Source organism: Leisingera sp. G5_S3_59_S7 (genome assembly GCF_054968485.1).
In genome coordinates this window covers 20,713-36,743 of record NZ_JBQKUH010000017.1, presented here as the reverse complement: position 1 = coordinate 36,743, position 16,031 = coordinate 20,713, and the positions used below count along the sequence as shown (strand labels likewise).

General features: G+C 63.9%; 17 protein-coding genes. 12 read left to right on the top strand and 5 right to left on the bottom strand.

Features of this window, described 5'->3' with window-relative positions:
- Nucleotides 1-131 precede the first annotated feature (131 nt).
- Complete coding sequence (ctaD, locus tag ACTRWG_RS09860; protein ID WP_027236812.1) at nt 132-1,805, top strand: cytochrome c oxidase subunit I; 1,674 nt, start codon at nt 132-134, stop codon at nt 1,803-1,805.
- A 149-nt stretch (nt 1,806-1,954) separates the two neighbouring features.
- A complete protein-coding gene (locus tag ACTRWG_RS09855) occupies nt 1,955-2,437 on the top strand; it encodes a DUF2244 domain-containing protein (protein ID WP_259967048.1) in 483 nt (160 codons plus the stop codon).
- 108 nt (nt 2,438-2,545) lie between these two features.
- Here the strand turns inward: ACTRWG_RS09855 and ACTRWG_RS09850 are convergent, their stop codons facing one another.
- Nucleotides 2,546-3,019: a GatB/YqeY domain-containing protein gene (locus ACTRWG_RS09850; RefSeq protein ID WP_027236810.1), complete on the bottom strand. Its 474-nt coding sequence runs from the start codon at nt 3,017-3,019 to the stop codon at nt 2,546-2,548.
- Between the two features lie 182 nt (nt 3,020-3,201).
- On the opposite strand from ACTRWG_RS09850, the gene carA reads away from it, so the two are divergent.
- Together carA and ACTRWG_RS09840 are read left to right on the top strand one after the other, a co-directional pair.
- The gene (carA, locus tag ACTRWG_RS09845) at nt 3,202-4,362 is read left to right on the top strand and encodes a glutamine-hydrolyzing carbamoyl-phosphate synthase small subunit (protein WP_462829263.1); all 1,161 of its coding nucleotides are present in this window, start codon (nt 3,202-3,204) and stop codon (nt 4,360-4,362) included.
- A gap of 110 nt (nt 4,363-4,472) precedes the next feature.
- Nucleotides 4,473-6,410, top strand: a complete 1,938-nt coding sequence (locus ACTRWG_RS09840; protein ID WP_462829262.1) for a glycosyltransferase — start codon at nt 4,473-4,475, stop codon at nt 6,408-6,410.
- On the opposite strand, the gene ACTRWG_RS09835 is transcribed toward ACTRWG_RS09840, so the two are convergent.
- The gene (locus tag ACTRWG_RS09835; protein WP_027236807.1) at nt 6,370-7,014 is read right to left on the bottom strand and encodes a GntR family transcriptional regulator; all 645 of its coding nucleotides are present in this window, start codon (nt 7,012-7,014) and stop codon (nt 6,370-6,372) included. The genes ACTRWG_RS09840 and ACTRWG_RS09835 overlap by 41 nt on opposite strands.
- Nucleotides 7,015-7,156: 142 nt before the next feature.
- On the opposite strand from ACTRWG_RS09835, the gene ACTRWG_RS09830 reads away from it, so the two are divergent.
- The 4 genes from ACTRWG_RS09830 to ACTRWG_RS09815 all read left to right on the top strand — a co-directional run bounded on the left by ACTRWG_RS09830 (nt 7,157) and on the right by ACTRWG_RS09815 (nt 10,195).
- Complete coding sequence (locus ACTRWG_RS09830) at nt 7,157-7,801, top strand: pyrimidine 5'-nucleotidase (RefSeq protein WP_027236806.1); 645 nt, start codon at nt 7,157-7,159, stop codon at nt 7,799-7,801.
- A gap of 163 nt (nt 7,802-7,964) precedes the next feature.
- Complete coding sequence (locus ACTRWG_RS09825; protein WP_027236805.1) at nt 7,965-8,213, top strand: hypothetical protein; 249 nt, start codon at nt 7,965-7,967, stop codon at nt 8,211-8,213.
- Between the two features lie 79 nt (nt 8,214-8,292).
- Nucleotides 8,293-9,489, top strand: a complete 1,197-nt coding sequence (locus ACTRWG_RS09820; protein WP_027236804.1) for a UbiH/UbiF family hydroxylase — start codon at nt 8,293-8,295, stop codon at nt 9,487-9,489.
- Nucleotides 9,490-9,544: 55 nt separating this feature from the next.
- Nucleotides 9,545-10,195: a M50 family metallopeptidase gene (locus tag ACTRWG_RS09815; RefSeq protein ID WP_245597384.1), complete on the top strand. Its 651-nt coding sequence runs from the start codon at nt 9,545-9,547 to the stop codon at nt 10,193-10,195.
- On the opposite strand, the gene ACTRWG_RS09810 is transcribed toward ACTRWG_RS09815, so the two are convergent.
- From ACTRWG_RS09810 to ACTRWG_RS09800, 3 genes are all read right to left on the bottom strand, one after another.
- Complete coding sequence (locus tag ACTRWG_RS09810; protein ID WP_027236802.1) at nt 10,192-11,316, bottom strand: aminotransferase class V-fold PLP-dependent enzyme; 1,125 nt, start codon at nt 11,314-11,316, stop codon at nt 10,192-10,194. The genes ACTRWG_RS09815 and ACTRWG_RS09810 overlap by 4 nt on opposite strands.
- 198 nt (nt 11,317-11,514) lie before the next feature.
- The gene (locus tag ACTRWG_RS09805; protein ID WP_027236801.1) at nt 11,515-11,973 is read right to left on the bottom strand and encodes an Lrp/AsnC family transcriptional regulator; all 459 of its coding nucleotides are present in this window, start codon (nt 11,971-11,973) and stop codon (nt 11,515-11,517) included.
- Nucleotides 11,970-12,425, bottom strand: a complete 456-nt coding sequence (locus ACTRWG_RS09800) for an Lrp/AsnC family transcriptional regulator (RefSeq protein ID WP_027236800.1) — start codon at nt 12,423-12,425, stop codon at nt 11,970-11,972. Before ACTRWG_RS09800 ends, ACTRWG_RS09805 begins: the two co-directional genes overlap by 4 nt.
- Nucleotides 12,426-12,557: 132 nt before the next feature.
- On the opposite strand from ACTRWG_RS09800, the gene ilvC reads away from it, so the two are divergent.
- The 4 genes from ilvC to ACTRWG_RS09780 all read left to right on the top strand — a co-directional run bounded on the left by ilvC (nt 12,558) and on the right by ACTRWG_RS09780 (nt 16,022).
- The gene (gene ilvC, locus ACTRWG_RS09795) at nt 12,558-13,580 is read left to right on the top strand and encodes a ketol-acid reductoisomerase (RefSeq protein WP_027236799.1); all 1,023 of its coding nucleotides are present in this window, start codon (nt 12,558-12,560) and stop codon (nt 13,578-13,580) included.
- Nucleotides 13,581-13,669: 89 nt separating this feature from the next.
- Nucleotides 13,670-14,578, top strand: coding sequence for a DMT family transporter (locus ACTRWG_RS09790; RefSeq protein WP_027236798.1), 909 nt, complete (start codon nt 13,670-13,672; stop codon nt 14,576-14,578).
- 92 nt (nt 14,579-14,670) lie between these two features.
- Nucleotides 14,671-15,114 carry a hypothetical protein gene (locus ACTRWG_RS09785; protein WP_027236797.1) on the top strand — a complete coding sequence of 148 codons (444 nt, stop codon included), beginning with the start codon at nt 14,671-14,673 and terminating at the stop codon, nt 15,112-15,114.
- Entirely contained in the window at nt 15,111-16,022 is a 912-nt protein-coding gene (locus tag ACTRWG_RS09780; RefSeq protein WP_027236796.1) for a DMT family transporter, read from the top strand. Before ACTRWG_RS09785 ends, ACTRWG_RS09780 begins: the two co-directional genes overlap by 4 nt.
- The last annotated feature ends 9 nt before the right edge of the window (nt 16,023-16,031 follow it).

Here is a 16,031-nt window from a genome sequence, read left to right as displayed (position 1 = left end):
GGCAATAAATCTTGATCCAGATCAAACTCCGCCATTGAAGGCCACGGCGGGCCATTCTAATACTCCAAGGAATCCAGGCCGCCCGGAGTCCGTCTCCGGGGGCCTTTCGTTATGCAGCAGGAGGCACCTAAATGGCAGACGCAGCCATTCATGGTCACGGCCACGAGGACGAGCGGAGTTTCTTCACCCGCTGGTTCATGAGCACGAACCATAAGGATATCGGCATTCTTTACCTGATCGTTTCGGCGATCGCAGGTCTCATCTCCGTCATCTTCACCGTTTACATGCGGCTGGAACTGATGGACCCCGGCGTTCAGTACATGTGCCTGGAGGGTGCGCGCATGTTTGCCGACGCCTCCGCGGAATGTACCCCGAACGGCCACCTCTGGAACGTGATGATCACCGCCCACGGCATCCTGATGATGTTCTTCGTGGTGATCCCGGCCCTGTTCGGCGGTTTCGGCAACTACTTCATGCCGCTGCAGATCGGCGCGCCGGACATGGCGTTCCCGCGGATGAACAACCTCAGCTTCTGGATGTATGTCGCAGGCACCTCTCTGGCGGTGCTCTCGGTTGTCTCCCCGGGCGGCAATGACCAGCTGGGTTCCGGCGTGGGCTGGGTTCTGTACCCGCCGCTGTCCGTGAACGAAGGCGGCTACTCGATGGACCTGGCGATCTTCGCCGTGCACGTCTCCGGCGCGTCCTCGATCCTGGGTGCGATCAACATGATCACCACCTTCCTGAACATGCGCGCCCCCGGCATGACCCTGTTCAAGGTGCCGCTGTTCTCCTGGTCGATCTTCGTCACCTCCTGGCTGATCCTGCTGTCGCTGCCGGTGCTGGCCGGCGCCATCACCATGCTGCTGATGGACCGCAACTTCGGCTTCACCTTCTTTGATGCGGCCGGCGGCGGCGATCCGATCCTGTACCAGCACATCCTGTGGTTCTTCGGCCACCCGGAAGTGTACATCGTGATCCTGCCCGGCTTCGGCATCATCTCCCACGTCATCGCCACCTTCGCGCGCAAGCCGGTGTTCGGCTACCTGCCGATGGTCTGGGCGATCATCGCCATCGGCGTGCTGGGCTTTGTCGTGTGGGCGCACCACATGTACACCGTCGGCATGTCGCTGAACCAGCAGGCTTACTTCATGCTCGCCACGATGGTCATCGCGGTTCCGACCGGAGTGAAAGTGTTCTCCTGGATCGCCACCATGTGGGGCGGCTCCATCGAGTTCAAGGCACCGATGATGTTCGCCTTCGGCTTCCTGTTCCTGTTCACCGTCGGCGGTGTGACCGGCGTGGTGCTGTCGCAGGCCTCCGTCGACCGCGCCTATCACGACACCTACTACGTCGTGGCTCACTTCCATTACGTGATGAGCCTGGGTGCCGTGTTTGCGATCTTCGCAGGCGTCTACTTCTACTTCGGCAAGATGACCGGCCGCCAGTACAACGAGCTGGGCGCTCAGATCCACTTCTGGATGTTCTTCATCGGCGCCAACCTGACCTTCTTCCCGCAGCACTTCCTGGGCCGTCAGGGCATGCCGCGCCGGTATATCGACTACCCGGAAGGGTTCGCCTACTGGAACAAGATCTCGTCCTATGGCGCGTTCCTGTCCTTTGCCTCGTTCCTGCTGTTTTTCGGCGTGGTGATCTATTCGCTGCTGCGCGGCGCCCGCGTCACACAGAACAACTACTGGAACGAATACGCGGACACCCTGGAGTGGACCCTGCCCTCCCCGCCGCCGGAGCACACCTTCGAAATCCTGCCCAAGCAGGAAGACTGGGACCGCTCGCATTCGCACTAAGCGGCCTCAGACACTGACAATGGAAAAGGCCCCGGCGCATCTGCTCCGGGGCCTTTTTCGTGACGCCCGCCTGCGGTATCAAGGCGGTGGAAATCCAGCCTTTCAGCTACATCATTAAGAAAGACACCCATTTCAGCAGGCGCGAACCGATGCCCTACAACTGGACCCGACCGCAACCCGGCGCCGAGCGTGAGCTGCACCTCTGGCCGCATCAGTCTCTGCCGCCGCAGGGCTATGCACGGTTCCTGGGCCTCACCGCGGTGCTGATCTGCGTGCCGCTGATCCCGGTGCTGGGCTCCGTCCTGCTGTGGGGGCTGCTGCCGTTCCTGCTGCTTACCCTGTTCGGCCTTAAATGGGCGCTGGACCGCAGCCGCCGCGACCACCAGATTTTGGAGGTGCTGACCATCGGCCCGGAAGACGCGCATCTGGAGCGGATCAACCCGGACGGCAGGCGGCAAAGCTGGCACTGCAACCGCTATTGGGCACGGGTGGAGATGCACGACCACGACGGTCCGGTGCCGCATTATGTCACTCTGCAGGGCTGCGGCCGCGAGGTGGAGATCGGCGCCTTCCTGTCAGAGGAGGAGCGGGTCGCGCTTTACGGCGACCTCAAATCCGCCTTGTCTGACTAGGCAGACACGAACAAGGCCCGCAATGCGGGCCTCATCTCTTCTTCTTTGGTCAAATACCCGCGCCGCAGGCGCCGCGCGCCAGCGCGGTCTCAGCCAGGTTGCGGCAAATCAGCAGCCGCCCTTGCTGCAGAGCTGGTCCTTGACCATCGGCCCGGCTTTGCCGAAATCCATCTGGCCGGTGTATTTCGACTTCAGCGCGGCCATCACCTTACCCATGTCGCGAATCGATTCGGCGCCGGTTTCCGCCACCGCGGCCTTCACCGCGTCCTCGGCTTCCTCGTCGCTCAACTGCTGCGGCAGGAATTCCTCGATGACGGCGATCTCGCCCAGTTCCCGCTCTGCAAGATCCAGCCGCCCGCCTTCCTCATAGGCGCGGGCGCTTTCCTTGCGCTGCTTGGTCATCTTGCCCAGGATGGCCAGGATTTCCTCTTCGCCGATGCCACCCTCCTCGCCGTCGGCGCGGGCGGCGATTTCCCGGTCCTTGATCGCAGCATTGATCAGCCGCAGCGTACACAGCCGCTCTGCCGCCTTGTCTTTCATCGCTTGCTTCAGGGCCTGATTGACCCGGGTGTGCGTATCCATATTCAAAAGCATCCCCATGGTTGCCGGACACCGATGGTTATCCATTCTGCCGCTGCTGTGCAAGTTTACAGTAAATCTTCTATTCCCGACCCCGCGTCAGCCTGCCCGCTCCTTGCAGGCTTGACCCGCTGCCGCGCCCCCCTTACAAGCCCATGAATTTCACCCGCATGGAGACTCGCGCAATGGCCGCTTCTGCCCCGTCCAAGCCCACCGCATGCCTGGCGCTCGCTGATGGCACCGTCTTTTACGGCACCGGTTTCGGCGCCACCGGCGAAACCGTGGCAGAGCTCTGCTTCAACACCGCGATGACCGGCTACCAGGAGATCATGACCGATCCCTCCTATGCGGGCCAGATCGTCACCTTCACCTTCCCCCATATCGGCAACACCGGCGTGACGCCGGAGGATGACGAAACCGCAGATCCCGTCGCCGCCGGCATGGTGGTGAAATGGGACCCGACGCTGGCGTCGAACTGGCGCGCCACCGAAGAGCTGAAGGATTGGCTGACCCGCACCGGCCGCATCGCCATCGGCGGCGTCGACACCCGCCGCCTGACCCGCGCGATCCGTCAGCAAGGCGCGCCGCATGTGGCCCTTGCCCACGACCCGGAGGGCAACTTCGACATCGAGGCGCTGGTCGCCAAGGCGCGTGAGTGGTCCGGCCTGGTGGGCCTGGACCTGGCCAAGGATGTGACCTGCGCGCAAAGCTACCGCTGGGATGAGATGCGCTGGGCCTGGCCCGACGGCTATGCCCGCCAGGAGAACCCCCAGCACAAGGTTGTCGCCGTTGACTACGGTGCCAAGCGCAACATCCTGCGCTGCCTGGCCAGCGCGGGCTGCGACGTGACCGTGCTGCCCGCGACCGCGACCGCGGAAGAGGTGCTGGCGCACAACCCGGACGGCGTGTTCCTGTCCAACGGCCCCGGCGATCCGGCGGCCACCGGCGAATACGCGGTGCCGATGATCCAGGAAGTGCTGAAGGCGGACCTGCCGGTCTTTGGCATCTGCCTGGGCCACCAGATGCTAGCGCTGGCGCTGGGGGGCAAGACCGTCAAGATGAACCACGGCCACCACGGCGCCAACCATCCGGTCAAGGAGCATTCCACCGGCAAGGTGGAAATCACCTCGATGAACCACGGGTTTGCCGTCGATGCGCAAACCCTCCCCGAAGGCGTTGAAGAAACCCATGTGTCGCTTTTTGACGGATCCAACTGCGGCATCCGCATGTCCGGCCGCCCGGTCTATTCAGTGCAGCACCACCCGGAGGCCAGCCCGGGACCGCAGGACAGCTTCTATCTGTTCGAACGCTTCGCCGAGGCTATGGCCGAACGCAAATCTGCGTAAAAAAGCTGTAAACCATGCCGCCCGGCGGCATGGTTAACGCCGCGTTTACCGTTTTTTAAGCCGCCGCCGGCAGCCTGAAGGCCTGACGGGTTTATTGTTGCGGGCAGGCGATGGGTTTTGTGTCACAACCGCTGCGGCAGCTCCGGCCGCCGCAGCTTGCGGGGAAGCCCTCGCCGGGCCCGCGGCTGCCGGAAGATGGCGCCGGCATGATGCGCGCGCTGGTGCTGCGCCAGCATCAGAAGGCCGCGCTGGGGCGGGTGCTGGTGGCCGAGGGGCTGGCCAGCGAGGACCAGGTGCAGGACACGCTGGCGCGGCAGTACCGGATGCCCCGCGCCGATCTGACCGGCCAGATTGTCAACACCCGGCTGCTGGCCCGCAAACCCGCTCAATTCTGGCTGCGCCATTGCGCCCTGCCCTGGCTGCAGCTGGGCAAGACCGTCACCGTTGCCATTGCCCACCCCGACCGGTTCGAGGCGCTGCAGCGCGAACTGCAGGACAGCTTTGGCAGCATCACACCGGTGCTGGCCGGGGAGGCGCAGATCACCGCCCTGCTCACCAGCCATATCAGTCCCGCCCTGGTGCGCCAGGCCAGCAGCAGCGTGGTGCCGCGGCTCAGCTGCCGCACCCTGCAGCCTGCCCGGGGCCGCGCCGTGGCGGCCGCCTGTGCCCTGCCCGCTCTGTACCTGTCCTGCACTGCCCCGGCGGCGGTCTTTACCGCCCTCAGCCTGCTGGCGCTTGTGTCGGTGCTGCTGTTCACGGCCCTGAAGGCCTGCGGGCTTGCGGCCTATTGGTCCGCGCGCGCGCGGAGGCGCCTTACTGCCCCGCCACCGCTGCCTGCTGCCCGCCGGCAAGACGGGCATGAGCAGCCGGTCATTTCGGTTATGGTCCCGCTTTACAAGGAAGCTGAGATCAGCCGCGCCCTGCTGTCACGCATCCGCAAGCTCAGCTACCCCCGGGCTTTGACGGACGTGATCCTGGTGCTGGAGGAACACGACAGCGTCACCCGCGCCGCACTGAAGAACACCCGCCTGCCGCCCTGGATCCGGGTAGTGGAGGTCCCGGCCTTTGGCGGGCTGACAACCAAGCCGCGGGCGATGAATTATGCACTGAACTTCTGCCGCGGCGCGATCATCGGCGTCTGGGACGCCGAAGACGCGCCGGAAGCGGACCAGCTGAGCAAGGTGGCGCAAGCTTTTGCCCGGGCGGACAACCGCACCGCCTGCGTGCAGGGCGTTCTCGACTATTACAACCCGCGCACCAACTGGATCTCGCGCTGCTTCACGCTGGAATACGGCAGCTGGTTCCGCATCGTCCTGCAAGGCATTGCCCGGCTTGGGCTGGTGGTGCCGCTGGGCGGAACCACTATGTTTGTCCGCCGTCAGGTGCTGGAGGAGCTGGGCGGCTGGGATGCCCATAACGTGACCGAGGATGCCGATCTGGGCGTCCGCCTTTACCGTGCGGGCTACCGCACCCAAATGCTGCCCAGCACCACATATGAGGAAGCCAACTGCCGCCCTTGGCCCTGGGTCAAGCAGCGCTCGCGCTGGCTGAAGGGGTTTATGGTCACCTACCTGGTGCACATGCGCCAGCCGCTGCGGCTGCTGGGCGATCTGGGCTGGAAACGCTTTCTGGGGTTTCAGGCCTTCTTCCTGGGCACGCTGGGGCAGTTCCTGTTTGCGCCGCTCCTGTGGTCCTTCTGGCTGATCGCCCTGGGCCTGCCGCACCCCAGCGAAGGCGCAGCACCGCCGCTGCTGCTGCCGCTGGCGGTGGCGGCGCTGGTGTTCTTTGAACTTCTGGGGCTTATCATCTGCATCACTGCCGCACGGGACATGGGCCGTCCCTGGCTGGCTGGCTGGGCGCCCGCAATGATTCTGTATTTCCCGATGGGCGCCCTCGCCGCTGCCAAGGCGGCTTATGAGCTGGTGGCCCGCCCGTTCTTCTGGGACAAGACCGCCCACGGCGTCAAACCCGCCGCGAAACCCCGCCGCAAAACCGGTTTGGGTCGGTTCAGCCCCGCCCGCTGGCGTCCTGTTTCAGCCGGGTCATGAAGGCAATCGAGATGTGGTCCTTGAGCGCCTGGCCCGCGGCATCCTCGTCGCGGCGGCTGATCGCATCGACAATCCCCTTATGCTCAGACTGGGCAATCTCACTGCGCCCCTCCGCCGCCAGCGAGGTGGTCGCCATCAGCGCCATGGTCCGGTGCACCAGGTCCAGCTGCTGCACCAGATAGCGGTTGTGCGAGGCCAGGTGGATCTGCTCATGGAAACGGCGGTTCGCCTTGGACAGCTCCGCCGGGTTGCCGATCAGCGCATTGTCCGCCTCGACCATCTCCTTCAGCACCTTGATCTCTTCCTCGGTGGCATGGCGCGCCGCCAGCCGGGCCGCCAGGCCCTCCAGCTCGCGCCGCACCACATAGAGCTCCGCCATCTGGTTATGGTCCAGCGAGGCCACGATCAGCGACCGCCCGTCGCGCTCCAGCAGCGATTGGGTTTCCAGCCGCTGCAGCGCCTCCCGGATCGGGGTGCGCGACACGCCGAACCTCTCGGCCAGGTCGCTCTCCACCAGCCGGTCGCCCGGTTTGTAGACCCCTGAGTCTATCGCTTCGAGGATCAGCGCATAGGCATCTTTCAGGTTGCTGCGGCTCTGGTTCATTGTCGTTCCTGCTTTTCCCGGTGCGCCAATCTCTACAGGCCAAGGGGCAGCAATCAACCCTGATGGCGCCAAAGTGCTGAAAACCCGCAGGCAAAATGCGCTTTTGATTGCAATCGCGGCAATCCCGCCCTACTCCGGCGGTATGCCTAAACATGCCTTTTCCCATGTCTCCCAATGGGTGTTCGACCTCGACAACACCCTGTACCACCCGTCTGCGCGGCTGTTCAACCAGATCGAGGTCAAGATGACCGCCTATGTGATGGATGCCCTCAAGGTGGACAGGGCCGAGGCAGACCGCCTGCGCAGCCATTACTGGCGCGAGCATGGCACCACGCTGGCAGGGCTGATGCGGGAACATGATCTGGACCCGGAGCCCTATCTGGACGCGGTGCATGATATCTCGATGGACCACCTGGAAGAGGACGCCGCCCTGGCGGCAGGCATCCGCAATCTGCCCGGCAAGAAGATCGTCTATACCAACGGCTCCGCGCCTTATGCCGAGCGGGTGCTGGCCGCACGGGGGCTGTCGGGGCTGTTTGACGGTGTCTTTGGGGTCGAACACGCGGATTACCACCCGAAACCGGAGCGCCGCGCCTTTGACAAGGTCTTTGCCCGCGCGGGCGTAGCCCCGCAGCAGGCCGCGATGTTCGAGGATGACGCGCGCAACCTCGCCGCCCCGCATGAGATGGGCATGCGCACGGTGCATGTGGCGCCAGAGCCCCTGGCCGCCGCGCACATCCATCATCATTCGGATGATCTGGCCGGCTTTCTGGCAAAGCTGATCTGATTTTCCGGCTCAGCCAGCGGCGCCTCCGGGCGGGCAATTCCCGCGTTTCTGCATGTGCACAATCGCATACCGGCAAATCTTCGCACCTGCGGCAAAATATACCTGTTTGCCGCATGTTTTCCTCCCTATATGCGCCGCGTAACGAAACGTAGGAGCCTGACCGATGAGCGCATATGCCCTTCCCGCACAACTGACCCTGTGGCAGCGGATCCTGTTTGCCGTGCCGCTGTTGGGCCGGATGATCAAGGAGGTCGCCTATGGCCCGGCTGAGAACCTCTATTACGCCATCGCAACATTCGTCAGCCTGTGGGGCTGCTCGATCATGCTGTTCGGCATTCCGGGGCTGTACCTCCCGGCGCTGGCGATGGTGCCGGTGATGTTCACCCTGCTGATCACCATCACCCGCGGCTAAGCGCCCTATCTGCCGGTAACGGCTTGTCTTCCCCCGCCGTCCGGGCCTATTTCTGGCCCCAGAACGGAGGGCTGACGAGATGGCCGAGACCTGCGATATCCTGATTTCCGGCGGCGGCATTGCGGGACTGACCGCAGCCGCCGCTTTTGCGTCCAGCGGCTTCAGCGTGATCTGCGCCGACCCGGCCCCGCCGGTGACAGACCGAGACGCCGAAGGCTCCGACCTGCGCACCACCGCGTTTCTGCAGCCCGCGCAAGCGCTGCTGGCACGCTGCGGCATCTGGGCGCGGCTGGAAGAGCACGCCGCGCCATTGCAGATCATGCGCATCGTCGATGCAGGCGGTGCCCGGCCCGAGCCGCGTGTGGTCAAGGATTTCAATGCCGCCGATATCTCCGACCAGCCCTTCGGGTGGAACCTGCCGAACTGGCTGTTGCGGCGCGAAATGATTGCCCGGCTGGCGGAGCTGCCCAACGCAGACCTGCGCTTTGGTACTGGCACCACGGCCCTGTTCACCCGCACCGATGAGGCGCGCGTCAGCCTCAGCGACGGCAGCCAGGTGACAGCCAAGCTGGTGGTGGCCTGCGACGGCCGCAACTCTCCGATGCGAGAGGCGGCGGGCATTCCGGTGAAAACCACCCGCTACGGGCAAAAAGCACTGGCCTTTGCCGTCACCCATCCGGTGCCGCATGAGAATGTGTCGACCGAAATTCACCGCTCCGGCGGCCCCTTCACCCTGGTGCCGCTGCCCGATTACCAGGGCCAGCCGTCCTCGGCCATTGTCTGGATGGAACGCGGGCCGCGGGCGCAGGAACTCTTGAACCTGGAGCCGGCCGACTTCGAGGCCGCTATGACCGAGCGCAGCTGCGGCTTGTTCGGTGATCTGAAACTGGCGTCGCGCCGCACCATCTGGCCGATCATCAGCCAGTCAGCGGAGCGGCTGAACGGCGAGCGCCTGGCGCTGATGGCCGAGGCCGCCCATGTGGTGCCGCCGATCGGCGCGCAGGGCCTCAACATGTCTCTGGGCGACCTGCGCAGCCTGCTGGAACTGGCCGAGGCCCGCCCCGAGGGTCTGGGCGACGCGCAGATGCTGGCCGCCTACCACAAGGCCCGCCACAATGAGATACTGCTGCGGGTGAAGGGCATTGACCTGTTGAACCGCACCTCGATGCTGGCCCCGCGCCCGCTGCGCGACCTGCGCGCCTTTGGCCTCAACGCGCTCTATTCCCTGGCGCCGGTGCGCAAGACGCTGATGCAGATGGGGCTGGGCGTGAAGTAACATGCGGGCTGCCGGACGCTTCCTCAGAGGCCACTGGCAGCTCCTCTGCCTGACCTTGGCCATCGCCGCTCTCTGGCAGACCCCGGCGATGCTGCCCTTGCGGGTCCTGACCGTGTTCCTGCATGAAGTCTCCCATGCCGCCATGACATTGCTGACCGGCGGCGAGTTGGTCAGCCTCACCGTCGATCCTTATGAGGGCGGCATGGTGGTCTCGCGCGGCGGCAGCCGGTTCCTGACGCTCACGGCAGGTTACACCGGCTCACTGCTGATCGGTTCTACCCTGTTCGTGATTGCGCTGCGCACCGACTGGGACCGCAAGGTGCTCGCCATCTTCGGCGTCCTCACCTTGGCAGTTGCAGCCTTTTATGTCCGGGATCTCTTTGCGCTTGGCTTCAGCGTTGCCACCGGCGCTCTGATGCTCGCCGCATCACGCTACATCAGCCTCAATATCAACGACATGATCCTGCGGGTGATCGGGGTCAGCAGCATGATCTACGCCCCGCTCGATCTCTGGGACGACACCATCGCGCGTTCCCACCTGCACTCGGACGCCCGGATGATGGCCGAGGAGCTCGGCGGCGCAACCATGCTGTGGGGAGGCATTTGGCTGGCAATCAGCCTCGGGGTGATCTGGCTCACCCTGCGCCATGGGCTGGGCCGCACAAGCAATATTCCCCTGCGCAGCCCAATCCGGATTATGCGTTAAAGCACCTGATCCACCACGGTTTTCAGCCGTGCCAGGGTTGAATCCACATCATAGAGCTTGTCGAGGCCGAACAGTCCCAAGCGGAAGGTGCGGAAATCGGCGGGCTCGTCGCACTGCAGCGGAACACCCGCGGCGATCTGGGTGCCCAGCGCCAGAAACTTCTTGCCATTCTGCACGTCCGGATCGCTGGTATAGCTCACCACCACACCCGGCGCGCCAAAGCCTTCGGCGGCAACCGAGGTGATGCCCTTGTCCTTCAGCATCATCCGCACGCCGTTGCCCAGCTTCCACTGCGCCTCGCGCAGGCGCTCAAAGCCGTACTCTTTGGTTTCCAGCATGGTGTCGCGGAAGGCGCGCAGCGCATCGGTCGGCATGGTGGCGTGATAGGCGTGGCCGCCGTCCTCATAAGCCTTCATGATGGCGCGCCACTGTTTCAGGTTCAGCGCAAAGCTGTCCGAGGCGGTTTCCTCCAGCCGCGCCAGCGCACGCTCCGAGAACATCACCAGACCGGCAGAGGGCGATGCGCTCCAGCCTTTTTGCGGGGCGGAGATCAGCACATCGACGCCGGTGGCCTTCATGTCGACCCAGGCGCAGCCGGAGGCGATGCAATCCAGCACCATCAGTGCGCCGACCTCATGCGCGGCCTCCGCCATCGCGGTCACATAGTCATCCGGCAGGATCACACCCGCGGCGGTTTCCACATGCGGGGCAAAGACGATGTCCGGTTTCTGTTCCTTGATCGCGGCAACCACATCGGCAATCGGCGCAGGCTCAAACGGCGAGGCCGTTTCATTACCGGTGCGGCGCGCCTTCATCACGGTGGAGGACGCGGTAAGTCCGCCCGCCTCGAAGATCTGGCTCCAGCGGTAGGAGAACCAGCCATTGCGCACCACCAGCGCCTTCGCATCACGGGCGAACTGGCGGGCCACCGCCTCCATCGCATAGGTGCCGCCGCCCGGCACCAGCGCCACGGCCTCAGCGTTATAGACCTCCTTGAGCATCGCGTTGATATCCAGCATCACGGTCTGGAAGGTCTTAGACATGTGATTGAGCGAGCGGTCGGTGAACACCACCGAGAATTCATCCAGACCCTGCGGGTCGACGGTATCGAGCAATGCCATTGCGGCCTCCCTGAAATGTCTCGTGAAACGGCTAAACTGCGCTGCGGGCTTTGGCAAACCCTGACTTGGCATACACCGGAGCGGCCGTTCTCCGAAGGCTGATTTTGACGGCGCCCCGGCAAAAAGACAGCCCAGGCACGACAGAAGTTCCCCCCATTTGCGCCAAGCCGGTTTCTGATCGGCAACAAAAGGGCGGCGTCAGCCCAGCGGACCCGGCCGCCGCTCCTCGCTCAGCAGCACATTGGCCTCAACATTCCCCACCCCCGGCAGGGTCATTACCCGGCGACGCAGCACGCGCTCAAAATCGGAGATGTCCCGCGCCGTCACCCGCAGGCGGTAGTCATACATGCCCAGCACATGCTCCACCGTCTGCACCTCGGGGATGGCAGAAACCGCGCGCTCGAAATCCTCCAGGCTGACCCGCCCCTTGGTCGCCAGCTTCACGCCCAGAAAGACGGTGACGCCAAACCCCAGCTTCTCCTTGTCCAGTTCCAGCCTGCGGCCCGCGATGATGCCCGCTTCCTGCAGCCGCTTGATCCGACGCCATGTGGCGGGCTGGCTGAGGTCCAGCTGCCGTCCTAAGGCGCCTGCCGACAAGGTCGCATCCTCGGACAGCGCCCGCAGGATGCCAAAGTCCAGATCATCCAGCGCGCTCATACCGGCAGCACCTCATCCGACTTGATCCGCGCCACATGCATCAGCGCCTCGATATCGGTGATATGCGGCAGGTTCAGAATGCCGGCGCGGTAGATCTGCTGGTAATGCGGCATGTCCCGCGCAATCACCGAAAGCCGCACATCGACCTGGCCCAGGAAGGTCTGGATCTCGATCACCTCGGCAATGCCACGGGCCGCCTCGATGAATTCGTCAAAGGCGCGCGGGTTGGTCTTGTCCAGCGTCACCCGCAGGGAAACTTCGACCTCGTAGCCCAAGGCTCGCCAGTCAATCACCGCCCTCTGCCCCAGGATCACGCCGCCCTCGCGCAGCTTCTCCAGCCGCCGCGACAGGCGCGAAGCAGTTAGGCCCAGCCGTTCGGCCCGATCCGGAATCGATTGCTCCGGGTCGCTTTGCATATAGCGCAGAATGCGCCGGTCGAGATCATCAAGCATGATTTCTTCACTATCAGGCAAAATAACGAATGGCTACCGCAAAGAAACTGCGAATTTCATGCACATCAGCAATCGCCTTCCCTGCCCGCATGCCTATGATGGCATCAAACACCAAATGAAAGGACGTGGATCATGCGCGTTTATTACGACCGCGATTGCGATGTGAACCTGATCAAGGACAAGAAAGTGGCCATCCTGGGCTATGGCTCCCAAGGCCACGCCCACGCGCTGAACCTGCGCGATTCCGGCGCCAAGAACCTTGTCGTTGCACTGCGCGAAGGCTCCCCCTCGGCCAAGAAAGCGGAAGGCGAAGGCCTGCAGGTCATGGGCATCGCGGAAGCGGCGGCCTGGTGCGACGTGATCATGTTCACCATGCCCGACGAACTGCAGGCAGAAACCTACAAGAAATACGTCCACGACAACATCAAGCCGGGTGCCGCCATCGCATTCGCCCACGGCCTGAATGTGCACTTCGGCCTGATCGAGCCGAAAGAAGGCGTCGACGTCATCATGATGGCACCCAAGGGCCCGGGCCACACCGTGCGCGGCGAATACACCAAAGGCGGCGGCGTGCCCTGCCTGGTTGCGGTTCACACCGACGCCACCGGCAAGGCGCTGGAAACCGGCCTGTCCTACTGCTCCGCCATCGGCGGCGGCCGCTCCGGCATCATCGAAACCAACTTCCGCGAAGAATGCGAAACCGACCTGTTCGGCGAGCAGGCCGTTCTCTGCGGCGGCCTGGTTGAGCTGATCCGCTGCGGCTTTGAGACCCTGGTCGAAGCTGGCTACGCACCGGAAATGGCCTATTTCGAGTGCCTGCACGAAGTGAAGCTGATCGTTGACCTGATCTATGAAGGCGGCATCGCCAACATGGACTACTCGATCTCCAACACCGCCGAGTACGGCCAGTACGTCACCGGCCCGCGCATCCTGAAGTACGACGAAACCAAAGCCCGCATGAAAGCGGTTCTGGAAGACATCCAGCAGGGCAAATTCGTCCGCGACTTCATGCTGGAGAACCAGGTTGGCCAGCCGACCCTGAAAGCCTCCCGCCGTGCCAACGACGAGCACCTGATCGAAGAAACCGGCGCCAAGCTGCGCGGCATGATGCCGTGGATCTCGGCCGGCAAGATGGTCGACAAAGAGAAGAACTAAGGCGCCCGCGGGACCACCCGCTGACCTTACCTCTGCAGGGCGCTCCGATTTGGGGCGCCCTTTTTCATTTATTCCATTGAGGGTATCCGATGCCAGACTCCCCCGGCGCCGCCAATTGGGCCAAGCTCCTGTTCCTCGGTGTTATCTGGGGCGCCTCTTTCATGGCGGTGTCACTGGCGCTGCGAGGCTTCCCGCCGATGACCATCGCCGCGCTACGGATCTCCATCGGCGCGCTGTGCCTGCTGAGCGTGGTCTATGCGATGGGCATCGGCCTGCCTTCGCCGCGAACGCGCGAAGGCCGGATCATCTGGGCCTGTGCCATCGGCATGGGGTTCTTCACCAACGCCCTGCCCTTCACCCTGCTCAGTTGGGGGCAGACCTATGTGGCCAGCGGCTTTGCCGGGGTTTGCATGGCGGTGGTGCCGCTGTTTGTGCTGCCGCTCGCGCATCTGCTGGTGCCGGGCGAGCACATGACCCTGCGCCGTACAATCAGCTTCCTGATCGGCTTTGCCGGCGTTGTCATACTAATCGGCCTCGACGCCTTCCGCTCTGCCGGAACGGATTTTGAATCACTCGCCCGCCTCGCCTGCCTCGGTGCGTCGCTCTGCTACGCCATCGGCTCAATCATCACCCGGCTCTGCCCGCAGGTGAACATGCTGTCGCTTTCCGCCGCAGCGCTCCTGTGCGGCGCTGCCATGATGACCCCCGCCGCGCTCTGGGCCGAAGGCGTGCCGGAACTGCCCGCCGCCCTGCCGCTGGGCGCGGTGATCTACCTCGGTTTGCTGCCAACCGCCCTCGCCCAAGTGCTGCTGGTCCAGGTCGCCCGCAGCGCCGGTCCTGCGTTCCTGTCCACCGTGAACTACCAAGTGCCGGTCTGGTCGGTGATCTTTGGCGCCGCGCTGCTCGGAGAAACCTTGCCACCGCAGTTGTTTGCCGCGCTGGCGCTGATCCTTGGCGGCCTCCTTCTCAGCCGCAGCCGCCGCCCGCGCGTGGCGTAAGCCCCGAACACTTCGATAGATAACAAAGCAATTGCCATTGACCCCGCCCGCTCGGCGGGGTCTTGTCGCGCCGTGAACCGCAGGAGAAAACCATGCCCAGCGCTGAACCGCGCGACACTCCCAAGCAATGGCTGAAGGCAATTGCGATCTGGGCCTTTCTGGGGTTTTGGATCTATTTCTTCTCCTTTAGCCTCTACGCTTCCGGATGCCACAAGTTCAGCCGCCCTGCGGATGAGCGGTTGCGCAAATGCGAAAACAGTCTGCGGTTTACAGGCTTTCTGTATACTGACCATCAGCGCGCCACCAATTTGATCAATCAAGGCATCGCACAGGCAGACCTTGGCGAAGATGCAAAAGCCGTAGCCTTATTCACAAAGGCAATCCCTCTACTCACAGGAGCGTCTTCGTGCAACCATCGCCATTTGCAGCCACAGCTCGAAACACTTGACCGCAAGATGAAGGACCCGGCAATCCTGCCACGGGCGCTCGAACTCTTTCGGACCGCAATTGATGAATGGGCCAAGAGCCGGTCATGAGCACAAGCAGCATCACCCCGCGCTACTGGCTGATGATCGCCACTCTCGGCTTTGTCTGGGGCGCAACCTTTTTGCTGATCAAGCTGGCGCTGGACGGGATCACCCCGTTCTGGCTGGCGGCCAGCCGGATTGGCTTTGCCGCGCTCCTGCTGTGCGCGGTCTGGGGCTGGCGCGGGTTCAAGCTGTTCAAGTCTGAAACCAACTGGCCCTCGCTGGTAATCATCGGCATCCTCAGCACTGCCCTGCCCTTCATGCTGATCTCTTGGGGCCAGCAGCATGTCTCCTCCGGCTTCACCGGCGTCAGCATGGCGGCAATCCCGCTGATGGTGCTGCCGCTGGCGCATGTCTTTGTCCCCGGAGAGCAGATGACCCTGCGCCGCCTTATCGGCTTCTGCATCGGCTTTGCAGGCGTCGCGCTGCTGATCGGCGGCAAGGCGTTTGAGACGAGCGGCGCAGAGCTTGAGGCTTATGGCCGCGCCGCCTGCCTGTCTGCCGCCGCTTGTTACTCGGTCAGCTCCATCCTGACCCGCCGCCTGCCGCCGGTGGACCCGGTAGGGCTGGCGGCCATCCTGCTGGTGATCGGCTGCTTCATCATCTTCCCGGCCGCCTGGGCCGTCGAAGGCCCGCCAGTGATGCCGGACAGCCGCACCCTGCTCATCGCGGCCATCCTCGGCCTGATTCCCACCGCTGCTGCCAACCTGCTGCGCGTCATCGTGGTGCGGGAGGCAGGGCCCACTTTCATGACCCTCACCAATTACCAGGTACCGGTCTGGGCGGTGGTGCTGGGGGCGGTGTTCCTGGGCGAGGAGTTGCCGCCCTCAATGCTGCTTGCGATGGCGATGATCCTGGGCGGCCTTGGCCTCAGCCAGTTCGGCAGGCTGAGCCGCCTGTTCAGCAAAGGGGGCTGAGCGCCCCCT